The sequence below is a fragment of the Flavobacterium magnum genome (assembly GCF_003055625.1).
Classification (GTDB): Bacteria; Bacteroidota; Bacteroidia; order Flavobacteriales; family Flavobacteriaceae; genus Flavobacterium; species Flavobacterium magnum.
This window is the reverse complement of sequence record NZ_CP028811.1, coordinates 681,998-708,056: the sequence shown is the minus strand read 5'-3', so window position 1 is coordinate 708,056 and position 26,059 is coordinate 681,998. Positions and strand designations below refer to the sequence as shown.

24 protein-coding genes and 1 pseudogene are annotated in these 26,059 nt (G+C 48.2%); 15 read left to right on the top strand and 10 right to left on the bottom strand.

Annotated features, from left to right (window positions below; all coding sequences use genetic code 11):
* Nucleotides 1–64: 64 nt before the first annotated feature.
* The 5 genes and pseudogenes from HYN48_RS02770 to HYN48_RS02755 all read left to right on the top strand — a co-directional run bounded on the left by HYN48_RS02770 (nt 65) and on the right by HYN48_RS02755 (nt 3,356).
* Nucleotides 65–997 (top strand): 1-phosphofructokinase family hexose kinase, encoded by a 933-nt coding sequence (locus tag HYN48_RS02770; RefSeq protein WP_108369679.1) that lies wholly within the window; start codon nt 65–67, stop codon nt 995–997.
* Nucleotides 998–1,145: 148 nt separating this feature from the next.
* Nucleotides 1,146–2,084, top strand: a pseudogene (locus tag HYN48_RS02765) (2-hydroxyacid dehydrogenase); the annotation flags it as partial.
* A 21-nt stretch (nt 2,085–2,105) separates the two neighbouring features.
* A complete protein-coding gene (locus HYN48_RS15390) occupies nt 2,106–2,489 on the top strand; it encodes a VOC family protein (protein ID WP_342747891.1) in 384 nt (127 codons plus the stop codon).
* Between the two features lie 41 nt (nt 2,490–2,530).
* Complete coding sequence (locus HYN48_RS02760; RefSeq protein WP_108369677.1) at nt 2,531–2,917, top strand: DUF4234 domain-containing protein; 387 nt, start codon at nt 2,531–2,533, stop codon at nt 2,915–2,917.
* Nucleotides 2,918–2,987: 70 nt separating this feature from the next.
* Complete coding sequence (locus tag HYN48_RS02755) at nt 2,988–3,356, top strand: DUF2752 domain-containing protein (RefSeq protein WP_245945975.1); 369 nt, start codon at nt 2,988–2,990, stop codon at nt 3,354–3,356.
* Between the two features lie 48 nt (nt 3,357–3,404).
* On the opposite strand, the gene HYN48_RS02750 is transcribed toward HYN48_RS02755, so the two are convergent.
* The 3 genes from HYN48_RS02750 to HYN48_RS02740 form a co-directional block, all read right to left on the bottom strand.
* Complete coding sequence (locus tag HYN48_RS02750; RefSeq protein ID WP_108369676.1) at nt 3,405–3,884, bottom strand: lipocalin family protein; 480 nt, start codon at nt 3,882–3,884, stop codon at nt 3,405–3,407.
* A 69-nt stretch (nt 3,885–3,953) separates the two neighbouring features.
* On the bottom strand, nt 3,954–5,288 hold the full coding sequence (locus HYN48_RS02745) for a DUF5689 domain-containing protein (RefSeq protein ID WP_108369675.1): 1,335 nt from the start codon (nt 5,286–5,288) through the stop codon (nt 3,954–3,956).
* A 26-nt stretch (nt 5,289–5,314) separates the two neighbouring features.
* A complete protein-coding gene (locus tag HYN48_RS02740) occupies nt 5,315–8,191 on the bottom strand; it encodes a TonB-dependent receptor (protein ID WP_108369674.1) in 2,877 nt (958 codons plus the stop codon).
* Between the two features lie 134 nt (nt 8,192–8,325).
* Here HYN48_RS02740 and HYN48_RS02735 point away from each other — a divergent pair, with 134 nt between their 5' ends.
* The 4 genes from HYN48_RS02735 (at nt 8,326) to amaB (ending at nt 12,307) form a co-directional block, all read left to right on the top strand.
* Nucleotides 8,326–9,426, top strand: coding sequence for an endonuclease/exonuclease/phosphatase family protein (locus HYN48_RS02735; protein ID WP_108369673.1), 1,101 nt, complete (start codon nt 8,326–8,328; stop codon nt 9,424–9,426).
* A 94-nt stretch (nt 9,427–9,520) separates the two neighbouring features.
* The gene (locus HYN48_RS02730) at nt 9,521–9,877 is read left to right on the top strand and encodes a hypothetical protein (protein ID WP_108369672.1); all 357 of its coding nucleotides are present in this window, start codon (nt 9,521–9,523) and stop codon (nt 9,875–9,877) included.
* Nucleotides 9,878–9,989: 112 nt separating this feature from the next.
* Nucleotides 9,990–10,529, top strand: coding sequence for a 3-hydroxyanthranilate 3,4-dioxygenase (locus HYN48_RS02725; RefSeq protein ID WP_108369671.1), 540 nt, complete (start codon nt 9,990–9,992; stop codon nt 10,527–10,529).
* Between the two features lie 221 nt (nt 10,530–10,750).
* Nucleotides 10,751–12,307 (top strand): L-piperidine-6-carboxylate dehydrogenase, encoded by a 1,557-nt coding sequence (amaB, locus tag HYN48_RS02720; protein ID WP_108369670.1) that lies wholly within the window; start codon nt 10,751–10,753, stop codon nt 12,305–12,307.
* Nucleotides 12,308–12,704: 397 nt separating this feature from the next.
* Here amaB and HYN48_RS02710 read toward each other — a convergent pair whose 3' ends face one another.
* The 3 genes from HYN48_RS02710 to HYN48_RS02700 form a co-directional block, all read right to left on the bottom strand.
* On the bottom strand, nt 12,705–16,103 hold the full coding sequence (locus HYN48_RS02710) for a hypothetical protein (protein ID WP_108369669.1): 3,399 nt from the start codon (nt 16,101–16,103) through the stop codon (nt 12,705–12,707).
* Between the two features lie 98 nt (nt 16,104–16,201).
* Complete coding sequence (locus HYN48_RS02705; protein ID WP_108369668.1) at nt 16,202–17,473, bottom strand: aspartate kinase; 1,272 nt, start codon at nt 17,471–17,473, stop codon at nt 16,202–16,204.
* A gap of 56 nt (nt 17,474–17,529) precedes the next feature.
* Nucleotides 17,530–18,003 carry a GNAT family N-acetyltransferase gene (locus HYN48_RS02700; protein WP_108369667.1) on the bottom strand — a complete coding sequence of 158 codons (474 nt, stop codon included), beginning with the start codon at nt 18,001–18,003 and terminating at the stop codon, nt 17,530–17,532.
* Between the two features lie 201 nt (nt 18,004–18,204).
* Between HYN48_RS02700 and fbp the strand changes: the two genes are divergently transcribed.
* Entirely contained in the window at nt 18,205–19,212 is a 1,008-nt protein-coding gene (gene fbp, locus HYN48_RS02695) for a class 1 fructose-bisphosphatase (RefSeq protein ID WP_108369666.1), read from the top strand.
* A gap of 94 nt (nt 19,213–19,306) precedes the next feature.
* Here the strand turns inward: fbp and HYN48_RS02690 are convergent, their stop codons facing one another.
* Nucleotides 19,307–19,738, bottom strand: a complete 432-nt coding sequence (locus HYN48_RS02690; RefSeq protein WP_108369665.1) for a tellurite resistance TerB family protein — start codon at nt 19,736–19,738, stop codon at nt 19,307–19,309.
* Nucleotides 19,739–19,899: 161 nt separating this feature from the next.
* On the opposite strand from HYN48_RS02690, the gene HYN48_RS02685 reads away from it, so the two are divergent.
* From HYN48_RS02685 to HYN48_RS02675, 3 genes are all read left to right on the top strand, one after another.
* Complete coding sequence (locus tag HYN48_RS02685) at nt 19,900–20,493, top strand: HupE/UreJ family protein (protein WP_108373301.1); 594 nt, start codon at nt 19,900–19,902, stop codon at nt 20,491–20,493.
* Between the two features lie 69 nt (nt 20,494–20,562).
* Entirely contained in the window at nt 20,563–20,991 is a 429-nt protein-coding gene (locus HYN48_RS02680) for a deoxycytidylate deaminase (RefSeq protein WP_108373299.1), read from the top strand.
* On the top strand, nt 20,988–22,571 hold the full coding sequence (locus HYN48_RS02675) for a S41 family peptidase (RefSeq protein WP_108369664.1): 1,584 nt from the start codon (nt 20,988–20,990) through the stop codon (nt 22,569–22,571). The genes HYN48_RS02680 and HYN48_RS02675 overlap by 4 nt, the downstream gene beginning before the upstream one ends.
* Here the strand turns inward: HYN48_RS02675 and HYN48_RS02670 are convergent.
* From HYN48_RS02670 to HYN48_RS02660, 3 genes are read right to left on the bottom strand one after another with little or no spacing between them, the layout of a single operon-like run.
* On the bottom strand, nt 22,561–23,169 hold the full coding sequence (locus HYN48_RS02670) for an FAD-dependent oxidoreductase (RefSeq protein WP_108369663.1): 609 nt from the start codon (nt 23,167–23,169) through the stop codon (nt 22,561–22,563). The genes HYN48_RS02675 and HYN48_RS02670 overlap by 11 nt on opposite strands.
* A 3-nt stretch (nt 23,170–23,172) precedes the next feature.
* The gene (locus HYN48_RS02665; protein ID WP_108369662.1) at nt 23,173–23,373 is read right to left on the bottom strand and encodes a hypothetical protein; all 201 of its coding nucleotides are present in this window, start codon (nt 23,371–23,373) and stop codon (nt 23,173–23,175) included.
* 39 nt (nt 23,374–23,412) lie between these two features.
* Nucleotides 23,413–23,988 (bottom strand): MarC family protein, encoded by a 576-nt coding sequence (locus HYN48_RS02660; RefSeq protein WP_108369661.1) that lies wholly within the window; start codon nt 23,986–23,988, stop codon nt 23,413–23,415.
* A 123-nt stretch (nt 23,989–24,111) separates the two neighbouring features.
* On the opposite strand from HYN48_RS02660, the gene HYN48_RS02655 reads away from it, so the two are divergent.
* On the top strand, nt 24,112–24,678 hold the full coding sequence (locus tag HYN48_RS02655; protein ID WP_108369660.1) for a DUF3109 family protein: 567 nt from the start codon (nt 24,112–24,114) through the stop codon (nt 24,676–24,678).
* 275 nt (nt 24,679–24,953) lie between these two features.
* Entirely contained in the window at nt 24,954–25,943 is a 990-nt protein-coding gene (locus HYN48_RS02650; protein WP_108369659.1) for a ribonucleotide-diphosphate reductase subunit beta, read from the top strand.
* The last annotated feature ends 116 nt before the right edge of the window (nt 25,944–26,059 follow it).

Below are 26,059 nucleotides of genomic sequence, written 5' to 3'. Positions count from 1 at the left end.
TGTTTTTTAAGGCAGGCTTTGATTTCCACGTAATTTACCCGAACTTTAGTAGAAATAAACCACTATGAAAAATCCTGACATCGTTACCCTGACGGTCAATCCGTCTCTCGATAAAAGTACTTCGTTCAAGGGCCTTGTACCCGAACAGAAGATCCGCTGTGAAAACCCGGAGTATGATGCCGGCGGCGGAGGCATTAACGTGTCTAAAGCCATCGCGCGGCTCGGCGGGGAGTCGCTTTGTATCTTCACCTCAGGTGGTGATGCCGGACGGCAATTGCAGTCCTTGCTGGAAAAGGAAAAGATCATGACCCAGGCTATAGCGGTAAAAAATGCCACGCGCGAGAACCTGATGGCATTGGATCTGAATACGAATGCCCAATACCGTTTCGGCTTTCCCGGAGCCTCACTGTCGGCTGCGGAACAAGACACGATATTGGATACCGTCAATACGCTCAAACCGAAATTCCTCGTCGCCAGCGGCAGCCTCAACGAAGACGTGGGTTCGGATTTTTACCAAAAGATGGCTGTGGAGGCAAAAAAATCGGGCGTAAAATTTATTGTTGATACTTCAGGCGAGGCACTTCAGAAAGCGCTCGAAGCGGGCGTATACCTTGCCAAACCGAATATCGGCGAACTCGCCAAACTCGTCGGGATCGAAAAGTTGCACGCCGATGAAGCCGATGACGCTGCCAGGACCCTCATCGGGAAAGGGTTCGCGCAGGTGATCGTGGTATCTTTGGGTCCGCAGGGCGCCGTGTTGGTCACGCGGGAAGTCACCGAGTTCATACCCGCGCCCAACGTCCCTAAAAAAAGCACCGTGGGGGCCGGCGACAGTATGGTTGGCGGGATGGTCTGGGCGCTGTCGCAGGGGAAGCCGCTTGGTGAGGTCATCCGCTGGGGTGTGGCCTGCGGCTCAGCAGCGACAATGAATGAAGGCACACAATTGTTTCACGCGGAAGACGCCAGGCGGCTGTTTGACTGGTTGGGACGCAGGTGATTTGGCGCACGATACCCTAGCCCCGATCGCAGCGGCATCCTGCGGCGCAGCGCAGCGGAGCCGCAGATAAAGCGCAGAGCGGGAACAAGCTCCTGAAAAAGTTTCTTAACTTTGGAAAACAAAACCTATCATTTTGAATGCATCGGACATGAACATTCTCCACCTCGACAGCAACCACCCCATTTTATTGCAGCAATTGCAGCAGGCCGGATTCGCAAACGAAGAGGACTTTTTTTCTTCCAAAGCGGAAGTGGAAGCGAAAATTCATCAATATCAGGGCATTGTCATACGCAGCCGTTTCAAGATCGACAAGGATTTTCTGGATCGTGCGAGGAATCTCAGGTTTATAGCGCGGGTGGGCGCAGGGCTTGAAAGCATCGATGTCGAGTACGCCGCCGCGAAAGGCATTGAGCTCATTGCCGCTCCCGAAGGGAACCGAAATGCCGTGGCCGAACACACGCTGGCGATGCTGCTGTCGCTTTTCAACAAGCTCAACAAGGCCGATCGTGAAATCCGGTCAGGACACTGGAACCGCGAGGCAAACCGGGGCCATGAGCTTGACGGCAAGACCGTCGGGATCATCGGGTACGGAAATATGGGAAAATCATTTGCCAGGAAACTGCGCGGTTTTGATGTGCACGTTTTGTGCCATGATATCCTGCAGGGTGTCGACGATGGCAATGCGCGTCAGGTCACGTTGGCGGAATTACAGCAACAGGCCGATGTGCTGAGCCTTCACGTTCCGTGGACGCCGCTGACCGACAGGATGGTGGATGCTGATTTCATCGATGCCTTTGCCAAACCGTTTTGGCTGTTAAACACGTCGCGCGGTAAGAACATTGTGACGGCCGATCTGGTGTCGGCGTTGCAGTCGGGGAAAGTCTTAGGCGCCGGGCTCGACGTGCTGGAATATGAGAAAAGTTCGTTTGAGCATCTTTTCGAAGACGGGCATGTGCCCGAGGCATTCCGGTATTTACTCGATTCGGACAAGGTGTTACTTTCGCCGCACATCGCTGGCTGGACCTTTGAAAGCCACGAGCAGCTGGCGCAGGTTATCGTTGACAAGATTAAGGCGCTGTTTTCTGGTAACAGCGTACAGGAGACAGAAATGCGGCGCGTGACGGGAATCGGCGGTATTTTCTTTAAGTCCAAAGACCCGAAAGCGCTCGTGGCCTGGTATGCCAGACACCTCGGACTGAAAACCGACGCGTATGGCAGCTCGTTTTGGTGGAAGGATGCGGATGGCAACGATTGCATGACGCAATGGTCTCCGTTTAAAGATGACACGAAGTATTTTGATCCGTCTGAAAAAGCCTTTATGCAGAATTTCAGGGTTGCCAATCTCGACAAGTTACTCGCACAGCTGAAAGTTGAAGGCGTGGCTGTCATCGGCGAGCCCGAGCGATTTGATTATGGCAGTTTCGGCTGGATACTCGATCCGGAAGGAAATAAAATCGAACTTTGGGAACCAAAAGACAGCGCATTCCAATAAATTATTTATTTTTATCAACTCAATAACCAAAACCAAACATTATGGAAGTGAATACTATCGAAAGCTGGAACACGCCACAGCCGCCCAACATCCCTTATTTTAAAGTCGACCCGGTAGCGGTTTTGCTGTTGGGCATCGTGACGTGCGGGCTGTACCTGATTTACTGGAACATCAAAGTAGCCGACGTGCTCAACGCCGTTGCCGAAAGGGAAGTGATTTCGCAGCCGGTTGCGATTTTTGCCGGTTGCTGCTCTCCGGTCAATATGTATTTCTACTATCTGGCTGGAAAAGACGGGTTGCCGCATGTGTACCGTCGTGCCGGTGTGGCCCAGAAAGATGATGCGACGTTGCTGTTGATTTTAGGTTTGCTTGTTCCGATGGTGGCTGCAATGATTGTACAGGGTGATATCAACAAATTATACAAGTAATACACGCGTAAAGCGAAAAATTTACGGAATTGCCGGGGCGTTGTTAACGTTGGCAGTTCCGTTTTTTTTTATGCTGCATAACGCCGATAACCATCTGGAGTCGGCGCAGTCGCTGTGCCCGTTTAAGATGCTGACAGGGTTTCCCTGCCCGGGTTGCGGCATTACCAAGTCGCTGGTGTATTTTTACGCGGGCGATATTGGGAAAAGCCTGCATTACCATGTCTTCGGGCCGTTTGTGATTTTGTTTGCCGTGACGACGATTTTGGTGTTGTCAGCGGAACTGATCACCGGGAAAGAATACCTGGACAACTGGCTGTATAACAAAAAGCTCGCGTATGCGCTGGGTATCGCGCTGGCTGCCTATCATCTGATCCGCTTGGTGCTTTTTGTCATCGAGCACAGCTGGGATGATATCTTAAGGCAATCGGTCTGGAAATAAAAAAGGCTCCCATTCGGGAGCCTTTTTTCAAATTCTTTATGCTTTCAATTAATTCGCAGTCATGATCTGTTTGGCGAATTTCAGAAACACCAGTTTCCCGGTGAGCTTGTCCGTGTAAGCGACTTCGAGCAATACATCGGAAAGCGTAATGATATCATAACTTATGGATTCGCTCAATGTCTGTCCTTCCGGAACGAATGTAACGACAATATTTCCCTGCTCCAGGGCGTAAGTCCCTGTAGTTGTTTTTGGGGTACAAGCCTCATCTACCAATACGCTGTAGTTCCTGGTAAAATTAAAATCTTCTGTAAAGCTGACAGTTTGTGCATCGCAGGATCCTTCCATTACCGGCGTGTAAATCAGCGTGCTTTGTGTATTCAGCGCGCCTACAGCGGTCAGTTTCCAGGTTGCGGCTACATAATTCGGCGAAACGTAGTCGCCACCTTCATCGTCGCTTTCACACGACACGAAACTGATGCTCAGAATGCATAATAAGATGGCTGTAAGGGATATGATTTTTTTATTCATTTTTATTGTTTTTCTAAGTGGTGTTACAAAGGCTCCCCGAAGAGAGCCTTTCACTATTTGCTAATATGCCTAGTTGGCAGGCAGGATTTTTACATTGTCAATTTCCCAAGTAGAAGCTGCAGCGGTTGTTGAAGTATACTTAAATGCCACGTACACTTTCTCAGCACCTGAGCCGGTAAATGCAGAAATGTTAAGATTTCCTGAGTTGGCGTAAGCATAGTTTCCTGTTGACAGCGTTGCGCCGCTTAGCGTTGTCCAGGTTCCATTGGAAGTGTCTGTAGGATTTCCAACACCATTATAATCCTTCGAAATTAACACGACAATCGGGTTTCCGTCAAATTTAAAAGCGTTGTCAAATGAAAGCGTGGCGCTTGTCAAAGCGGTTAGATCCTGAGCAGGTGAAATCAACCAGTCTTCATTGGCTTTGTTCCCATTGTTATAACCTGACATTTTAGCCATACCTCCGGGATTTCCGAAAGTTGGGCTATGAGCCCATGTCTCAGCACCCAATACGTTAAAAGTTGTCCAGTTACCAAGGCTGTTGGTGAACGTCTCATTCAATAAGGACTTAACCCTTGGGTTTGTAAGCATGATATCTCTTTCTGTCCTTGCGAGGAATTGGTATCCTGTACCATATTTAGTCAATACACCTCTTACTTTTCCGTTTCCGGTAGCCACCATCTTTCCTGCGAAGTTTGCAAAGCTGCTCGTCCTGAAATCAATTGAATTGCCTTGGATATCGGTAAGCGAAATATTGGTTGCCCCCCCGATGGTATTCGCTGCACCCTCTACGTAATAGGTCTTGTTGATGGCGTCGTCAGCAAATTGTACGTTGTCTAATTCAACCAGTTTGTTGAGATAAGTGTTGCCTTCCAGCAGTTGCGGGATAGTCACGCGTTGCACTAATTGCTCCTCATCTACCACAGTACAAGAGCGAACCACGACTTCCTTAAACTGTGACTCAGGCAACCTTCCTACTGAGGCCGTACCAGATGCATTGATGTAAACGCCGCCGATTCTTGGTCCGATGGCCGCCGTATTCGGCGAATCAGTGTACAGATTTTGCAACTTTATGAAGACCTTACGGCCCGGCTCGAGGTTTACAAATGTTGACGAAGCGTCAACCGGAACGCTGAACGCCCTGGAGCCATCCAGAGTCTGGAACGAGATAGTTTTGAAAAAGTTACCACCCTCGTCACTCGACGTAACGTAGGCTTCAATCACTTCATTGGCAGTATATTGTGCCAGTGTGCCGAAAGGAATTTCAGACACCTCTTTGGTTTTAACCAGGTTCGTTTCAGTACAATCCATCGAAGGAATCGCGTAATCATCGTCATTGACACAGCTGTTGAATCCGGCAGCGAGCGTCACAAAAAGCACTGATTTTAAAATTGTTGTTTTCATAATTATTATTTTTTTCTTTAAAAATATTAAAAGTTTAGGTAAAGGTTTACGAAATACGTCCTGCCGTATCCGTAAAAATATTTGGGGGCAAATGAAGGCGTTCCGCTCGAAACGTCCTGGTTCAGTTCCCTGTAATTGGAGTTACGTGCCTGCTCAAAACCTCCGGTTTTATAAACAATGTCGAAAACGTTGTTTACGCTCGCAAAGAAGCCCAGTGTTTTTCCGTCAATCCTCCATGATTTTCCTCCTGTCAAATTTACTAAAGTAAAGCTATCGAATTTCTCCTGCTTCAATAATTCCCTTCCTCTTGCCAAAGTCGCTTCAGGGAAGAAGTTGCCGGCAGTGCCCTGCGGATTTTCAAAGAAATTGCTTGTCCTTAAAACGGGAGCCACATCAATATAATTGTCTGCAAGGTAATTTACATTTGCGCCAATCCACCAGAATTTTGGATCACGGTACTCCACTCCCGCGGAATACGCCTGCTGTGGTGTACCGGCCACGCGGTAATCTTTCAGTTTTGAACTGCCGAAGTTTACTGTAGGGTTGGTGTTGTTAATCGTCGCCAGAGCGTCCTGGTTGACACTCACAGTTGGGTCATTTGAATAAATGAACTGTCCGTAGGCTGCAGCTCCGCTTAATTTGATTGTTGGGGTAATCTGGTACTCGAGACCCAATTCTCCACCCATATTCTTTTTGTTTACGTGCGTCAGTGTCTCAGCTACAAAAGCGTCACCGCCATCGCCGTTATCGTCTTCAAACAGACCTTCGCCGAAGAAAAATGCCGTTTCAGTGGCGTTCTTGATTTCAGAGAAGTAACCCGTAATCCTGGCTTTGAATTTCGGTGCCCTGATAATATAGCTACCATCAACGCTTGTAATGGTTTCGTTGTCGATGTTGGCGACTGTATTGTTGTTCAGACGGGCATTCGGGAAAACATTTCGCATTGCAGGCGCTTTCGACATGTATACGCCGTTAAAATCGAGGTAATTCCTTCCTGAGATCTTGTACGTCAGGCCGCCTTTGAAACCGAAGTTGTCAAATTCTACCTTAGACCCTTTTCCGAATGAATTCGTTGGGTAATAACCGTTTTTGTAAAGACCTTCCCTTTGGTATTCGGAGCGAATAAATGTCTGTGCCACGTAGAAATCAAATTTCCTGTACGTAAACTTAAACTGCGTGAACGCGTCGATCGTGTTGGCCAGCAGGTTGTAGTTGTAGCCGTATTCATCCCCTTCTACTACCTGACGGTCCGGGTTGTTAAGATCTGATTGTTTCTGGTCACCCACACCGAAAGTATCTACGTCAAGGAAATACAATCCGCCCAACAGGTCGTCAACCTGCTGGTAGTTGTGTGACCTGAGGTTTCTGTAGGTTACCCCTGCAGTCAGAAGGATATTGTCTGACAGCTGCGAGTTCAGGATGGAATTGGCAATAATCTGCTTGTCATCGGTCCTGTCAGAATACAGGATGTATTTGCTTTCTGCCGGAGCCCTGCCCACGACGATACCGTTTTGGGTAATCGGTGTGGAGTTGGCCGTGTACATCGCGGTCCAGTCCAGTTGCCTTTGTGACAGGAATTTCGCGTCAAGCGGATTCGTGGCTGCGGCATAATTTGGGGTAAATAAACCACCGAGTCCGCCAGGCTGGTATGCTGAAGCAGGGATCAGGCCGGTAGTGGCGTCATTTTCATACAAAGAAGAAAAATAACTTGGCAGGTTCCTGTAATAAGTAGGATCAGGGTTATTCACGCCTGAGAAATCAATCCTGCTGTTCCCGATGGTACCTTGCTGGTACGATACATTGGTGTTGAGTTTGTTTTTCTCATTGATTTTCCAATAGTGGCCTAACATCACGATAGGCTCTTCCAGTTCTTTCACCCTTGAATTTCTTTTCCTGCCGTCCTGGTAACCCCAGTAAGAGTTGTATTTCCAGCCTGCTATATTGGTAATTTCCTGTGTGTTCGGAGAATTTTTTCCTCTCTTGTTCTGTGCGTAAATCGACGTAAGGTTCAGGCTGTGGTGTTGGTTGAATCGCTTTTCAACGCTGGCAAACAACGAGTTGGCACTGTAGTTAGTACCTTCAAAATAACCTTCCTCGGCCCATCTTCTTCCCGCTGAAACGACATAAGCCCAACCGTCAGCATTCATGCCTGAAGCGTATGTTCCCATAGCCCTCCAGCTGTAATTGGTATTGGTTCCCGAGAACGAAATTCTTGAACCCGGCCTGTAAATTGAGGCCCTTGTATTGATTTCCTGTGTTCCAAGGATTCCGCCGAACGTATAGTCAGAAGGTGCGGAGCCCATGGTGAATTCCTGGTTCCTGGTGGCATCATTCAGTCCGCCCCAGTTGCCCCATTGCGGTCTTCCGTCATAAAGTTTGTTCATCACGATTCCGTTGATCATAGTCGTTCCGTATTCGTTATCCAAACCACGGATCCTGAAACGTGCCTGTCCCCAGTTGAAGGCAGCTGCCTGCTGGTAAGCGTCACGGCTGGCCTGCAGTAACCCTGAAGTGCTTTCAGAGCCGCTGTTGTCGTCCCCAAGATCATTTTCAGTAATGGTGATCAGGCTGAGCTGCTGCTCAGAAGTCAGGTCTTCTTCCAATACTACGACGCCAAGGTCTAAAACCTGTCCGGGCTTCAATTCCAACGGCATGATTTGTTGGGTGTAGCCTGAGCTGCTCACTTTCAGCAAAGCATTCCCACTGGGAACATCTTTAATCGTGAACGTACCATCCGCATTGCTAATAACGGTTAAGCTGGTGTTTTGGATCGCAGCAACAACACTTTGTAATGGTTTTTGGGTCTTCGAATCGACAACTTTACCATTGACAGTGGCGGTTTGCTGTGCCCATCCAAAAAATACCTGCATCACAAATAGAAAACTAAATACAAGTTTTTTCATAAAAGATATTAAATTAATTAATTCGAAAAGAATAAGAATTTCTTAACAGGGTGCAAATGTACATGTTTAATTAATATTATCTACTTTTGCTCCCAAGTTTATGTTAAACTTGACCTTAAATTAATATACGATTTATGCGAATTAGAAAATTTTTAGCCCTGTTTTTTGTGTTATCCTCAACACTTGCGGGCTATTCCCAAGCCAAAAAGTTTGCTGTAAAGACAGTGGCTTTCTACAATTTCGAAAATTTATTTGACACCATCAACAACCCGAATAACGATGAGGAGTGGCTTCCGTCAGGCGCACAACACTGGACATCAGCCAAATACAGGCAAAAACTTGAAAATCTCGCCCGCGTCATTTCTCAAATCGGCACGAACGACCAACAGAAGGATGCGCCCGTAATTATCGGTGGCGCTGAAATCGAGAACCGCGGTGTACTGGAAGACCTTGTAAAGCAGCCGAAAATGCAGCCCTGGGATTACGGCATCGTGCACTTCGATTCGCCGGACAAACGTGGCATTGATGTGGCCATGCTCTACCAGAAGAAACATTTCAAGCCGACAAGCTACATCAATATTCCACTCCTTATATATAAGGACCAAAAAGCTGAAGAAGCCAAAAAGGAGAAAGAAGAGGCTACTGACGACAAAATTGAAATCAGCAGGGACAACCGGATATACACCCGTGACATCCTATTGGTAACGGGTCTCCTTGACGGTGAAGAGGTCAATGTCATGGTGAACCACTGGCCGTCACGTTCGGGTGGTGAGAAAAAAAGCAGCCCTTACCGTGAGGAAGCGGGCCGACTCGCCCGAAAAGTCATGGACTCCATATATAAGGTAAATCCCAATGCGAAAATCATCTGTATGGGCGACCTTAACGACGGTACTTACAATAAGAGCGTGAAAGAAGGCATTGGCGCCAAGCTCAAGAAAACCGAGGTGAAGCCGTTTGGGGTCTACAATCCTTTCGAGCAGATGGCCAAAGAGGGAAATGCCACACTTTTTTACCGCGACGCCGGCGATATTTTTGACCAGATTATGGTTTCCGAAACACTGATAAAGGAAGGGTACGATTCCCTGAGATACTGGAAAGCGGGCATTTACAACAAGCCGTTCATGATCCAGACCGACGGGCAGTACAAAGGCTATCCGCTGCGGCATTCGGCCAATGAGGTCGGTTTCAGCGATCACTTCCCCGTCTACATTTACCTCATTAAAGAAGTAAAATAAGCACAGGCACAGCAATAAGAAAAGTCGGAGATTTCCGGCTTTTTTAATTTTAAATAGTACATTTGCGCCGCAGATTTCCCAAAATCAACCATTTATGAAAAAAATGTTCGCCCTGCTGCTGCTGCTCTGTGCAGCCCAAGGCTTTTCACAGGATACAATTCCCACGTCACGCGTCAGGGATTTTATAGGAAAGGAAGTGTGGGTAAAAGGCAGGATCGCCGCCGTTAAAGAAGCCAGCACTGAAAACCGCGTAGTGTATATCAATGTTGACAAGGCATTTCCCGATAACGTGTTTACCGTGGTGATGAATGTCAAGTACGCGCAGCGCATGAAGGTCAATCTCGCCACGGCAAAAGGCAAAATGATCTTTGTAAAAGGCACCATCGCCATTGACAAAGCGGGCGGTCCCGTTCCGCAAATCTTCAATCCGACGCAGATTCAGATAAAATAGCGTATTTTTATAGGGCTTTTGAAAACCGCAAACGCGTGAATCTGGAGTCGATTGCCCCACAATCCGACAGTCCGGATTTTAGCTTGCGCAAACTTTAACCATAGATATCGCCATGGCTTCGACAAAACCCTTCAACCTGAACCAATGGATTAATGACCACCGCCACCTGCTCAAGCCGCCGGTGGGGAACAAAAATGTGTATGTGCATTCGCAGGATTACATCGTGATGGTCGTTGCCGGTCCCAACGCGCGAAAGGATTTCCATTACAACGAGACAGAAGAGCTTTTCTACCAGCTTGAAGGCAGTATTAAGGTGGTCATTCAGGAAGATGGCCATCGCAGGGAGATGGAGCTGCATGCCGGCGACATGTACCTGCATGGTGCCCGCATCCCGCATTCACCGGTGCGGTCTGAGAATTCCATCGGTCTGGTCATTGAACGCAAACGCGCCGGCCTCGGATTTACGGACGGCCTGCTTTGGTTCTGTGAAAACTGCAACCACAAACTCTACGAAATCTTCTTCGAGCTGCATGACATCGAGAAGGATTTTCTGCCGCACTACCAACATTTTTACAACTCGGCCGAATTGCGCACCTGCGACAAATGCGGTACGGTGATGGAGGCGGACCCAAAATATACGGGCACCAAGTAACTCAGTTTTAATTTTTTTGGCAGCCTGTCCCGCACTCCGCTGTATCTTTTTGTTTTTAAAGAAAAAACAAAAAGGATGCCGCTGCGATCGGGGCTGCGCGCATCCGCAAACGAAGCGCTCACGTTGCAGCGCGGCGCACCACACAAACAATACATTGAGCGGCGATTACCCATTGCCAATTATCAATTATCAATTACCTTTGCGCGCAAAAGAACTCAATTATGACAACAACAATAGCACAGCAGTTCGGCATGACCGAAGCCCTCGCCCAACTGGGTATTAAAGACATCAACGACGGCACATCCACCGGAATTCAGAATTTTGCCAACGGCGAAATACTCGAATCGTATTCGCCGGTAGACGGGCAACTGATCGGGAAAGTCCGTATGTCGACGCCAGCAGATTACGAGACGGCAATGAAAGCTGCCACGGAAGCCTTCAAGACTTTCCGTTTGATGCCGGCACCGCAGCGTGGTGAAATCGTACGCCAGTTCGGGGAAAAATTGCGTAAGAACAAAGAAGCTTTAGGCAAACTGGTTTCCTATGAAATGGGGAAATCATTGCAGGAGGGTTACGGTGAAGTACAGGAAATGATCGACATCTGTGATTTTGCGGTAGGATTGTCTCGCCAGCTGCACGGACTGACCATGCACTCAGAGCGCCCCGGGCACAGGATGTATGAACAGTACCATCCGCTGGGTGTTGTCGGGATCATCTCGGCGTTCAATTTCCCGGTAGCGGTCTGGTCGTGGAATACGGCATTGGCATGGATTGCCGGTGACGTGTGCATCTGGAAACCATCTGAAAAAACTCCTCTTTGTGGTATCGCCTGCCAGAACATCATTGCTGAAGTAATCAAAGAAAATAATTTACCGGAAGGTATTTCCTGCTTAATCAACGGCGATTACAAGATCGGGGAGCTGATGACTGCCGACACAAGAATTCCTTTGGTTTCTGCCACAGGTTCTACCAGAATGGGTAAAATCGTGGCACAGGCTGTAGCCGGGCGCCTTGGGAAATCGCTTTTGGAACTGGGCGGAAACAATGCCATCATTGTTACACCGGATGCTGACGTGAAAATGACCGTAATCGGTGCCGTGTTCGGTGCTGTGGGTACTGCCGGACAGCGTTGTACGTCAACACGCAGGCTGATTATCCATGAGAGTATGTACGATAAAGTGAAAGATGCCATCGTGTCCGCATACAAGCAATTGAGGATCGGAAATCCATTGGATCAGAACAACCACGTGGGTCCGCTGATCGATACCGATGCCGTCGCGCTATACCAAAAGGCATTGGAGCAAGTCGTTGCCGAGGGCGGAAAAATCCTTGTTGAAGGCGGCGTGCTTTCAGGCGAAGGTTACGAAAGCGGCTGCTACGTGAAACCTGCCATCGCAGAAGCTGACAACAGTTTCCGGATTGTACAGCATGAAACCTTCGCGCCGGTATTGTATCTGTTGAAATATTCAGGCGATGTTGAAAATGCGATTGCCCTGCAGAATGGCGTAGCGCAGGGGCTGTCATCCGCCATCATGACCAACAATCTTCGTGAGGCAGAACGTTTCCTTTCGGTTGCCGGTTCCGATTGTGGGATTGCCAACGTCAACATCGGGACATCGGGAGCTGAAATCGGTGGTGCATTCGGCGGTGAAAAGGAAACCGGCGGTGGCCGTGAGTCCGGCTCTGACGCCTGGAAAATTTATATGAGAAGGCAGACCAATACCATCAATTATACTACAAACCTGCCATTGGCTCAAGGGATCAAGTTTGATTTATAGGATGAAGCCCTGAAATAAAAAAAGGTTGCCGTCAGGCAACCTTTTGTGTTTTATATCTATGGATCATGAACAGTCCGTAACCGACACCCGCAACAAGCAGGTATAAAATGCCGCTGTCAATCGGATTTCCCGGAGGTCCGGGCGGGATAGGCGGCGGAGGGCCATCAGCAGGTGGTCCTGCGAGGCAAAATCCACAAGTGAGGACCGCAATGACAGCGAATGCAATGTATAATTTTCTGGGGACGATTTTCATACGGCACAAAAATATAAAATTAATCGTTCAAACAAAACTTTGCCAGAGGTATTCTTGTTTTGCCTTAGTTACGGCATTTTCCGGTTTGCGGATGTAATGTAGTGATTAATTGCGGTTTTAGTTTACAGCGTGGCTGCCAATTCTTTAAAAATAAGCCCTGAGTTGCACGCTGCCCGTATGGATCGCCTTGCTGGTTTCGCTTTTCCGGCCCTGGTAGCTCAGGTTGATGTCGAGAAATTGCGTGAGGTTCTTCTGCAGCAGCAACCGCCACGTGGTGTTCTGGCCAGGCTGCAACCCTTCAAGCATCTGGTAAGCGACGGGTGCGAGCGCATCTCCGTCAAACTGGTTTTGGTATAAGGAAAATTCCCCGTTTACCGTAAACTGTTTTTCTCCGGCGAATGTAAATGAGGTGCCGAACCGTTGCTGCGAAAGACTTTCCATTCCGCCGATCCTGTTGTCCTTCCGCTGGAATTCATAAAACAAATCCCAGCTCGCGCTTTTGTTGAACAGGTAAGAAATTTTTGGCGAAATTTTGTAATTCCCGACGTCGTAATTGCGCGCCGCATAATTTTCCGAAACCGATGAAGAGGTCCCGGCTGCCGTGCCCAGATTGACCAGCCAGCTTTTTCCGAGCAAATGCGTATACTGCAACTGATGCGAACCGATAAACGCATACTGCGATCCTGCCGAGAGCAGGCTTTTCGATTCTGATTCCAGGAAAGTATAGGTGACCGAATGTTTTTGCTTGCCGCGGTTGTAAAACAGGCTGTTCCGGAAATTGAAGTTCAGGCCAAGGAGTTCGCCTTCATCTGCGGAAGCGAACGGATTAAAATCGAAATTGCCATTGCGGTTCTCTATTTTCCTTTCCGTGAGAAATGTCGTCTGGTTGTAGAAATACGAAAGCAGTTTCCGAATGCCTTTTTCGTTTTGCCACTGCAACGGGTTAAGTGTCAACGAGGCGGAAAACTTGTTTTGATGCGTGCGTAAAAACACCTGGTTCGGCAGGAAAACCCTCACATATTTCGCCTGGTCTGAAAATTGCGCCACTTCAAACTCCTCAAGCTCCGGAACGCCGTTGCCATTGTAGTCGTTCCAGGTGTACACGCCTTGGCCTGCGTCGACTTCAACGTACGAAAACTCCTGCTGTGCAATCGTTCCCGAGAAATTTTCATAAGCCGCGGTCACCTGCACCAATTGGTTGAAATAGCGGTCATTGTACAAAAGCCTTGAGTTCAGCGACGGCTCGCTTTCCCTGGTAGGATCCTCGAATTTGAGCGTCCGGTAGTTGGCAAAAAGCGTCAGGTCGCTGCGGTCGGTTTTCAGCAGGCGCGATTTGATATAATAGGAATGGGACGTGTTTACTTTGCGAAGTGACCCCAGCTGCAGGCTGTCGTTGACCCGGTGCAGGTAGCCCAACTCCACGAAAACCTTAGTGGAATCGCCTCGCCCGATGAAAGTCCCATATTCGGTGAATCGCTGGCTTAAGGCCGAAAGTTGGTTTGTCGCCTTTAATTTTTCCTGATTGTCCTCAAGTCGCAATGAACCGCCAATCCAGTCTTTTCCGAAATGGTAACGCAGTTGTGTCTGGTTCCGCAGAAATTCCGACGACGCGTCGTTGCTATCGCTTTTAAGGTAACTCGCCTCCTGCCGGACCGCAAGTTTTTCAAGATTGATGTTGCCTTTGATGACCTGGCGCGCACCCGAAAAACGCTCCGTGAAATCGAGTTTTTCAAACTGGTACGTGAACTGTCCCTGTTGCGCAAGCCGGAAATCCAGTCCGGTAACGACAAGGCTTTGGTCGCCAAGGGGATTGATAAGGTTCCAGTCGCGGTCAAATTCAATAGTGAACAGGCGCTCTATGGGCTGGAATTTTTTCTGCACAAGCTGGTAATTGGCAAACGCATCCAGCGTCCATTTACCCGAATACAGCCTTTGCCTTGCATTGACTTTTCCCGCGAGGCCCTGGTTGTCCCCGTCGTCCAGTGACGAGTATAGGTTTTTGTCATTGTTGCTGAGGGCCATTTCAAAGTCAACAGCCGTCTTTTCATCAGGATGGTATGCACCTGCTATTGTGGCCACCTGGAGTTTTACGGGCGGCACCAGGCGCGTTATGGGTTCGTAATTTCCCTGCAAAATACCGTTTAGTGGTGCGCGGTATTCGTAAATCTTCCCGATGCCGGTCACGGTTTTGAGGATGTAATTGCCCTGGTTATTGCCGACGAGGGAAAACCGTACATTGTACAGGACATCGTCCGGATTGGTGGAGTATTCAAAAATCTCCGTGCCGTCGGCCAATACTTTTCTGTATAAAATCTTATTATCCGAAAACGCATCCTCGTACGCCGAGGGAACAATCATTTGCGTCGGGTTGTCGCCCGCTGCAGCCAGCGCCTGCACCTGTTCCGCCGAAAGATTTTGCTGGACAGGCTGGTTCTTCACGTCATTTTCGGAATACAGGTAGCCGCTCAGGCTCCATTTTTCCTGCTCATGTGATGCGCCGGCATACGTCACGAAGCGGGTGTAATTTTTGTCCGAATATTGATACTCGATGTTGATGCGCATCTCAGAGGTGATCGGGAACAGTGAGGTAAAGGTGATTTCGCCCGCATTATAATCGATTACATAATCGTTGCTTTCGCCCCGTTTCAGTAAAATGCCATTGACGTAAACCCGCTCTGAGCCCGAAACCACGAGGATAAAGAGTTCGCCATTCTGGCCCTTCAGCTTGTAAGGTCCCTGATTGCCTTCCTGCCCCGTGAAACTGCTGCGGGCGTACTGTCCGCGTACCAATGCCGCCGACGCAAAGACCGTGGTTTTATTTTCCGGTGCGCCGAAATCAAATGAAGCGGCGACGCCCTGTACCTTTTTATTGAAGTTCAGGAATTTTGATTTTCGGTTTTCAAGGAACAGGTCTCCCGCCCGGATGTTCCACTTTTCGCTGAAAAGTTCGATGAAAATCTGGTCGAATTCATCCAGCTTCTGCGAATAGCCGCCTTCCTGCAGCGGGATGTTGGTGTCTTGTATCGATGCGCGCAGACTGACCTTATCCGAGATTTTTCCGGTAATCTGTAAATCCAGGGCCGAATTTACCGTTGCATTCTGGTTGTTCCCAACCGTGATGCCGCGTGTGATGCTGCCCGAGGTGTTCAGCCCTTCAAATGGCACGAATTGCTTCACCGGATCGCGCGACACCTGGTACAACCCATTTTCGACGATTTGTGACCGGTCGTACATGCGGTATTCTTTAGTCAGGAAATCAGGAAGCTTCAGGAACCGCACCGAAACCGAGTCGTTTATGAATGGAGCATTTTCATTGAACACAAGGAAACCCCGTGAAAAATTGACCTTGTAATAAATACTGTCGACGGACCGGCCCTGCCGGTCGGTCAGTTTAAAGAAAGCCGGATTGATGCTCACACTGTCGAGCCGCACTGTGTCCCGAGTGGCAAGGATTTTATGGTTTCGGTACGGCGACTGCACTTCCTGGGAGTACAATCCCGAAAAGCACAACACCGCCAATATCACAAGCCAATTTTTAAGCATCCGTTACAACGTATATTTAAGGAGAAAATTTGATAGCCTCAAAATCAGGCGGTGAGTTCATCGGATATTGTATGGTATGCGCTGATGCGTTTTGGTTTTCATCCGGCCAGCGCACCGGCATCTTTTGTGACCAGCTGCAGCGTTTCGCGGCTCATCTGCCGAAGTAAAACCTGCTTGTTCTTCTCTACGATTTTGGCCGCTTTCTCATCGAAATGCCTTATGGTGTATAAAGAGACGTTTTCATTGTAAGCGACCTTGAATTTTTTCGACAGCACATTTTTCAGTTCGTTGAAATTGCCGAATTTATCCTCGATACACACTGAAAAACTGATGGCCGAATTCTGGATCAGGCTTACCTTCATCTTGTATTGGTGCAGCAGGCTGAAAATCTCGCTGATGTTTTCCTCCATGATAAACGAAAAATCAATGGAGGAGAGCGAGATCAGCAATTGCTCCTTCTTCACGATAAAACACGGCAGGTTCGGATCAAGGTCCATACCCTTCGACACGCGCGTTCCGGGTAATCCGGGATTGAGAAACGATTTTACATACAACGGTATTTCCTTGCGCTGCAATGGCTGCAATGTCTTGGGATGGATGACCGTCGCACCGTAGAATGCAAGCTCAATGGCTTCCCGGTAGGAAATCTGGTTCAGCAAAGTTGCATTTTCAAAATACCGCGGATCAGCGTTCATCACGCCCGGTACATCTTTCCAGATCGTGACGCTCTCGGCATTGAGGCAATACGCAAAAATCGCTGCGGTATAATCAGAGCCCTCGCGGCCTAAAGTGGTCGTGAAATTGTTCTCATCCGAACCCAGGAAACCCTGCGTAACATTGAGCATCCTGCGCTTTACATTCCTGGAAATATTTTTCTGCGTCTGTTCCCAGTCGACATTGGCGTCGCGATAGGTGTTGTCGGTCTTGATGAAGTGACGCACGTCAATCCAGTGGGTGTTTATGCCCGAATTATTCATGTAGTGTGCCAGGATTGTCGTCGAAATCAGTTCCCCCATACTCACTACCTGGTCGTAAACGAAATTGTAATTCGGGGATTTGTTCTGTGAAAGGAAAGTCTCCAGATCGGCAAACAGCCGGTTGACATCGGTAAAAACCGCATGTTTTTCATCATGGAACAAATCCAGCAGGATCTGGTTGTGGTATTTGCGCACTTCCTGCACTGAAGCCTGGAGCTCTTTCGATTTGTCAAAGTAATTCCTGATGACCAATTCGAGCGCGTTGGTGGTCTTACCCATCGCGGATACGACGAGCAACACATCTTCATAACCGACCTGCTGCAGCACGTTATATACATTCCGAATGCCTGCAGCATCTTTTACCGAAGCGCCGCCAAATTTGAATATTCTCATAAGGTATATGTTAACCACGCTGAAACACGGAAAACGTATTTCTTTGTAGGGATTTATTATTGATCCAAAAAGCGGTCTATTCCAGCCCCGTCCATATGCACTACCCGCCAATCCGCCAGCACCTGCGCGCCCGACTTTTCGTAAAACACTATGGCCTGTGTGTTCCAGTCCAGTACGTTCCACTCAATCCGTCGCACTCCATCGCGTTTTCCCTGTGCGATGATTTCGCGGTAGAGCCTCAGCCCGATCCCGGTGCCGCGCATGGTTTCGGTGACGATCAGGTCTTCGAGATGGATTGTGCGGCCTTTCCAGGTGGAATACCGGTAATAATACAGTGCCATTCCCACGATTTCGCCCTGTCGTGATTCAGCCACAAATGTATGGAACAGCGGGTTTTCACAAAAACCGTCGCGTTCCAGGTCTTCAACGGTTACGACAACCGCTTCAGGTTCCTTTTCAAAAACCGCGAGTTCCGTAATGAGTGCCAGGACGGCCGGCATGTCTTTTTTTTCGCCTTTCCTTACGATCATTTTTTCAGGGGATTTATTCCGCGCCGGCAGTTATCTTTTGTTTTCGGATATAAAATAAAAACCGGGCAGACGCTGCGATGGGCTGTGGGTTTTGGTGTTATGGGACAAATATACAAATCCCGAAAACTATCTTTCAAAAACAGCCACAATTTCGCAAAAAAACCGATATTTTTGTGCCTAACTAACTACAACGATTTCGTAATGGAAGAACGCAACAGGACCTTAGGGGAATTCATCATTGAGAAACAGAAGGACCACAACTACTCGACAGGCGAGCTGTCCAAAATCATCAATTCGATCCGCCTCGCGGCAAAGGTTGTCAATTACAAGGTGAACAAAGCCGGACTGGTCGACATTATCGGCGCGGCGGGCGAGCAGAATGTGCAGGGCGAGGACCAGCAGAAGCTCGATGTGTATGCCAACGAGGTTTTCATCCAGACGCTGATTAACCGCGAGATCGTATGCGGCATCGCGTCTGAGGAGAATGACGACTTTATCACCGTGCAGGGATTGGACGAAGGGCACAACAACAAATATGTGGTCCTGATGGACCCGCTGGATGGTTCTTCCAATATCGACGTGAACGTTCCTGTGGGAACCATTTTTTCGGTATTCCGACGGATCACCCCCATCGGTACGCCGGTGACACTCGAGGATTTCCTGCAGCCGGGAACCGCGCAGGTGGCGGCAGGTTACGTGATTTATGGCACGTCGACGATGCTTGTGTATACGACGGGACACGGTGTCAACGGTTTTACGCTGAACCCGGCCATCGGGACGTTTTACCTCTCACACCCCAACATGCAATTTGCAAAGGACGGCAAGATTTATTCCATCAATGAAGGGAACTACGTCCATTTTCCGCAGGGCGTGAAAGACTACATCAAATATTGCCAGCTTGAGGAAGGCGACCGTCCGTATACGTCACGTTACATCGGCAGCCTCGTTTCTGACATCCACCGCAACATGATTAAAGGGGGAATATACATCTACCCGACAAGTTCTAAAGCGCCGAAAGGCAAGCTGCGTTTGTTGTACGAATGCAATCCGATGGCGTTTATTACCGAACAGGCCGGTGGAAAAGCTTCGGATGGCTTCGGGCGGATCATGGAAATCCAGCCTACGGAACTGCACCAGCGCGTGCCGTTTTTCTGCGGAAGCTATAATATGGTCGAAAAGGCGGAGGAATTTATGAGGAACAGTCGCTGAGGCCAGACGGTTCCGGACCACGGCATTGACTACAGAATATAAAAAAAGCTTCCCGATCAGGAAGCTTTTTTGATTTGTCCGTTTTGAACCGGAACTATTTGTTCATGTGCTGCATCTCGTAGATGAATGTTTCCGAATCCACTTTTTTATCCACAAGCGACATCGCCTTATTGACGATATGGTTCACGTTGCCCGGTGTAAAACCCAGCGCCAGGGCAAATTTCTTCAGTAATATATCCTGTTTGTCACCCAGGTGGTGGTCCACATGGACCATGCGTGACAGGTCGTAAAGACGCTCGAGCCTTTGTACGTACAGGTATGGCGGGTTGATAGGGTATTTCAGCGGATTCTCCAGGATTTCCTCATATTCATCGGCGGAAATGTCAAGTTTTCCTGCAAGCTTGTCCAAAAATGATTTTTCTTCCGGAACCAGCACGCCGTCGGCTAACGCCACGCGCACTATGGCTGAGAAATGACCCTTGTTCCTGGTTTTGAATTCGCTGTCGAATAAATCTGAAAATGACATAATTTTCTTTGGTTTAGTTTGTCCTGCAAATATAAAAGTATTTCAATTTTAATTGATGGGAATTGCAAAGATTTTGAGGCGCTTTCCGAATCGGTTTTGACAAAAATCACTCCTTTTGAAAAATAATTGTATGTTTGGGAACCCTAAATGTTACCCGTATGATGTCTGAATTCTGGAGTTATTTTCAAATCGGATTGCGGCATGTGCTCGACATCAATGCCTACGACCATGTCCTGTTCCTGATTGCGCTCGTGGTACCTTATGCTTTCAAGGACTGGAAGCGCGTGCTGATCCTGGTCAGCTTTTTTACTGTAGGCCACACCCTGTCACTGATCCTTTCCGTGTATGGTATGGTCACCGTGAATCCCGGACTGGTCGAGTTCCTGATACCCATTACAATTTTAATCACCGCGCTGTTTCACCTTTTTACTGCCGGGAAATCCTCTAAAACCGAAAGCATCAGCATCGTGGGCTTTGTCACACTTTTTTTCGGTATCATCCACGGACTTGGTTTTGCCGGATATTTCAGGCAGTTGCTGCCCGGATCGGCTTCAGATAAACTGTTGCCGTCGCTTGAGTTCGCTCTCGGCATCGAATCAGCGCAGATCATTGTCGTCCTGATCGTCCTGATCATATCGTATGTCATCCAGACGTTTTTCCGGTTTTCCAAACGCGACTGGACACTGGTCATGGCGTCGTTTGTAACCGGCGTCGTCCTTCCGATGATTGTGGACCATTGGCTTTGGCACAAATAGTATCGCGTAAAGCCTTTACATCAGATAAAATCATTTACTTTGGCCAAAAATTATCCCTACTTTTACATTATGAGCATTGAGAAACGCAACAAGTATGACAAAGCCTACCTGCGCATTGCAAAGGAATGGGGTCAATTGTCGTATTGCAGGCGCAAACAGGTGGGCGCCATTATCGTGAAAGACCGGATGATCATCTCGGACGGATACAACGGCACGCCCAGCGGTTTCGATAATTGCTGCGAGGATGACACCGGACTCACCCAATGGTACGTCCTTCATGCGGAAGCCAATGCCATCCTGAAAGTCGCGCGGTCCACACAGTCCTGCGAAGGCGCTACGTTGTACATCACGCTCTCGCCGTGCAGGGAATGCAGTAAGCTTATCCACCAGTCAGGCATCAAACGCGTCGTGTACAGCAGCGGTTACCGGGATGAATCGGGCATCGATTTCCTGACCAAAGCCGGGGTCGAAGTGGTCCATATTGCATCAGAATCATGAAAAAAGACAGGCATTATTTACCAATCCTCGTGTTCACTACCCTGGCGCTCGGGATGGCATTGGGCACCCTGCTCAACATCCCCGTCGATCGTGAAATCCTGTCATCAAATACACACAAGAACAAGCTTAACAAACTGATTGATTTTATTGACAGCGAATACGTTGACGACGTCAATACCGATTCGATCGTCGACCTCACTGTCAATAACATCCTTGACAAACTGGACCCACATTCGGTCTACATCGCGAAAAACGAGATGGAGGATGTTTCGCAAAGTATGAAAGGCGATTTTGTCGGGATTGGGGTTAACTTTTACATGTATAACGACACCGTGTCGGTGATCAGGCCGATGCCCGGCGGACCATGCGACAAGGCCGGGATTATCGCCGGCGACAGGATTTTATATGCCAATAAGGAAAAGCTTTTCGGGCGGAAATTTACCACCGAGGATTTGTACGCGAGGCTTAAGGGCGAGGTGGATTCAGAAGTGAAACTGACCATTTTGCGTAAAAGCGAGAACAAGCGATTTGATGTGACCGTCAAGCGCGATGTGGTGCCGATCAAAAGCGTTGATGTGGCGTTAATGATCAATAAAACCGCCGGTTACATCAAAATCAACCGCTTTGCGGAAACCACTTATGATGAATTCCATAAAGGACTGCTTGAGCTCAAACGCCTTGGCGCAAAAACACTGATTGTGGACGTGCGGGACAATGGCGGCGGGTATCTTGAAAAGGCCGTCGAAATTGCCGATGAGTTCCTGCCCAAAGGACGCATGATTGTCTTTACAAAGAGCAAGAAGGGCAAGATTGAAAAAACATACGCGTCGACGCGCGGTGATTTCGAAAATGGAAATCTCTATGTGCTGATCAATGAGAATGCCGCCTCAGCAAGTGAGATTTTTGCCGGGGCGATCCAGGACAATGACCGCGGTACGATTGTGGGAAGGCGCTCGTTCGGGAAAGGACTGGTGCAGCGCGAGATGAATTTTGAAGATGGATCTGCGGTGCGGCTTACCGTAGCGAGATATTACACCCCAACGGGTCGTTCGATACAAAAATCATATGAGCATGGCAAGGAGGCCTATTATAAGGATTTCGGCCACCGTTTTGAAAGCGGGGAATTGTACAAGAAGGACAGCATCAAAATTGCCGATACGCTGAAATTCCGCACCCCGAAAGGCAAAATCGTCTACGGCGGAGGCGGCATCGTGCCGGATATCTTCGTCCCGCTCGAGACCGTGCACGGCGACGAGCGGCTGGGCTACATGCTGGAGTCCGGCATCACGGGCTTTTTCGTATTTGAGCAACTGGAGCAGGGAAGGCGGCTGTTCACGCAAATGGACTATCCCGCATTCTTAGCCTACATGAACAGTAAAGATATATTTTACGGGGCCTTCGCCAAATACCTTTCGGCCAACGGGTTGAACGTGAAACTGGATCAGGAAAAGGAACTCGTGAAACGATACATACTGGCTGAATTTGCACAGCAACTGTTCGGTGATAAGAAATATTTTGAAATCATCTTGTCGCGCGATGCGATGATCAACGCCATCCTCAATAAACCGGCTACTTCCTGATGCTATCGTGCGACTGGCTCTGGTTGCCGTCGTTCCAAACCGTAAGGATGTCAGTAGCGACCGCCGCGCCGCTTCCCGCCGCAATGGCAAGCTGGCTTCTCCATCCGGCAAGCGTTCCCGCGACATAAATGCCTTCAGCAACTTTGTGATCCGTATTCCGCAACTGAATTCGGTTTTTTTCGGGAATGGCTTTTTTATGGGGTACTACATATTCCATTAAGCCGTCGATCGCAAATGTGTTGGTCCATCCGATGGCTACCACAATGCAACCGGCTTTGTATACGCCTTTATTGGTGGTTACGGTAAATTCAGGAGACGCACCTGCAACTTTAATGACCTTTTCATTCGCTAGCTGCACTACATGCGGATATCTGTCAGCCAGCTGAGCAGTGCTTTGTGACAGTAGATCGGCGCCGGTCGTCCCGGGTGCGATACCATAAGCATTGTTGAAAAGTGCTTCCTGCAGGTTCGAGGTTTTCTGGTGTGTGAAAATACCTATCTTCCGGTTTGAAGCATAGGGTTTGTTTACAGCGGAACCCAACACCAGGGCACACGAAACACCGGAAACGCCTCCGCCAAAAATCAAAACATCAAACATCAATTATTGGTTTTTGGTCTTGTGCTCTATCGCTTTTGACATCCTGAAGATAATCAAAATGAAAACGGCGCAAAAAGAGGCGACGATCCCAATCAGGGCGACGAGGCTGTCGCCGACAAGCAAGTTCTTGAAATTCAATTGGGTAATATTGAACACAATCAATGCCAATGCGAAAAAAATTAATATAGTTGTGAAAATCTTCATCTTATTATAAAATTTTTACCGAAAGTAATAAAAAACCGGTCAAACGAACAAGGCTTTAACATTAGACGCAAATAATTTAACAGCAATCGCAAGTAGCACAACGCCAAAGGCTTTACGGATTACCCCAAGCCCGTTTTTGCCCAGTATTTTTTCTATTTTGCCTGATGATCGGAGCACAAAGTAGACCAATATGATATTGAGCACTATAGCGGTAATGATATTGATGGCGTAAAACTGCGCGCGCAGCGACAACAGCGTAGTCATCGTGCCCGCACCCGCAATGAGCGGAAAAGCTATGGGTACGATGGAAGCCGAATTCGACTCTTCATCCCTGTAAATGCGGATGCCCAGGATCATTTCCAAAGCGAGGAAAAACAATACAAACGCACCTGCGACGGCAAATGAATTTACATCAATCCCAATCAGGTTCAGCAGTTCTTCGCCTGCAAATAAAAATACGACCATGATAATCGCGGCGACCAGTGATGCTTTTTCAGATTCTATGTGGCCGTGTTTCCGCCTCAGGTCGACGATAATCGGAATAGACCCGACAATGTCGATCACCGCAAAAAGCACCATCGTGACGGTAATAACCTGCCTGATATCGAAGTTCATAACGTGTTTTTGAATGCCATGCAAAATTACCGCTTTTATAGCCTGGTCACGCTAAAATTGCGTTAATATTATCCGGGTGCAATTCGTGGGCTCAAATCAAAATCCGAGTTGTATATTTGCCGCATGTTTCAATTAGGGAAAACGATCGTTTCGGAAGAGATCCTGCAGAATGAATTCGTCTGCAACCTGTCCGCCTGCCATGGCGGCTGCTGTGTCGATGGCGATGCCGGCGCACCCTTAATTGAAGAGGAGACCAAAATTCTGGAACGTATTTATCCGAAGGTCAGGCCATTCCTGCGTAAGGAAGGCATAGCGGCTATTGAAGCGCAGGGCACCTGGATTGTGGGTACAGATAACGATCTCGAAACCCCGCTGATTGACAACAAGGATTGCGCGTATGTGATTTTCGATGGGAAAACCGCGCTTTGCGGGATTGAACAGGCCTACAACCAGGGCGTGGTGGATTGGAAGAAACCGGTTTCCTGTCATTTGTATCCGATCCGCGTAAAGGATTTTACAGAGTTTGCTGCAGTTAATTACGACCGCTGGGACATCTGTGATCCGGCCTGTGCCCTTGGCGCCGAACTCGAAGTCCCGGTGTATAAATTCGTAAAAGAAGCGCTGATCCGAAGATTTGGGGAAGACTGGTATGCCGAGCTTGAAAAGGTCGCTTCGGAACTTAAAAAGTAATTCCCGTCCGGCGACGGCTTCCTCAAAATGTACTGCCCTCAGATTCCTTTATTTTACGGCACTTCAGCATCAAATCAATTTTATAAATAATTGAAAAACAATTACTTATAAAATAAGAAAAAACTTTCACACCACTTTGCGCTTTGTTAAAAACTCCGCCTTATTGTGGATAAGTAGGCTTTTTTTGGCTTTTATAAACCGTCTGAAATGCCAATCTTTGTATCACTCAGAACGAGCAAAAAAATCCCTTAAAACCGTAAGAAACCCAAAAAAGCATGTCGACGCAGGAACCCATTTTACAGGAGAATAAAAACCGATTTGTAATCTTCCCGATCAAGCACCACGACATTTGGGAGTGGTATAAGAAAATGGAAGCGAGTTTCTGGACTGCTGAGGAAATCGACCTGTCGCAGGACTTGAATGACTGGAACAACAAGCTTAACGAGGACGAGAAATATTTCATCAAACACATACTGGCATTTTTCGCTGCCTCAGACGGTATCGTAAACGAGAACCTCGCCGAGAATTTCGTAAATGAGGTACAGTACGCGGAAGCCAAATTCTTTTACGGTTTCCAGATCATGATGGAAAACATCCACAGTGAAACCTATTCGCTTTTGATCGATACTTACGTAAAGGATGAGTTTGAAAAAGACCAGCTTTTCAATGCGCTGGAAGTGTTTCCGGCCATCAGGAAAAAGGCGGAATGGGCTTTAAGATGGATTGCTTCCGATTCGTTTGCGGAAAGGCTGATTGCATTCGCTGCGGTGGAAGGAATCTTTTTCTCGGGCGCGTTCTGCTCCATTTACTGGCTCAAGAAACGCGGACTGATGCCGGGGCTGACCTTTTCCAACGAATTGATTTCGAGGGATGAAGGTGTGCATTGCGATTTTGCCGTGCACCTGCACAACCACCACCTGATCCATAAAGTGCCGAAAAAACGCATCCGGGAAATTATCGTGGAAGCGCTGGATATCGAACGCGAATTCATTACAGAGTCGCTGCCGGTCAGCCTGATTGGGATGAATGCCAATTTAATGACACAATATCTCGAGTTTGTGACCGACCGCCTGTTGGTGGAATTGGGCTGCAACCGCGAATACAATACCTCAAACCCGTTTGATTTCATGGACATGATTTCATTGCAGGGGAAAACGAATTTCTTTGAGAAAAAAGTATCGGAATACCAGAAAGCCGGTGTGCTGAACAGCGGCAACGGAAACGATACCGACGCACAAAAGATTAGTTTCGACGCCGATTTTTAGATTTTCACGCCCGTAATTTACGTTCATCATCTCCGGACTTGTCCGGCGAGTAGGATTTGCAGCCCCGATCGCAGCGGTTATCCTTTTTACTGCTTCTTTAGCAGGGAAAAGATAAA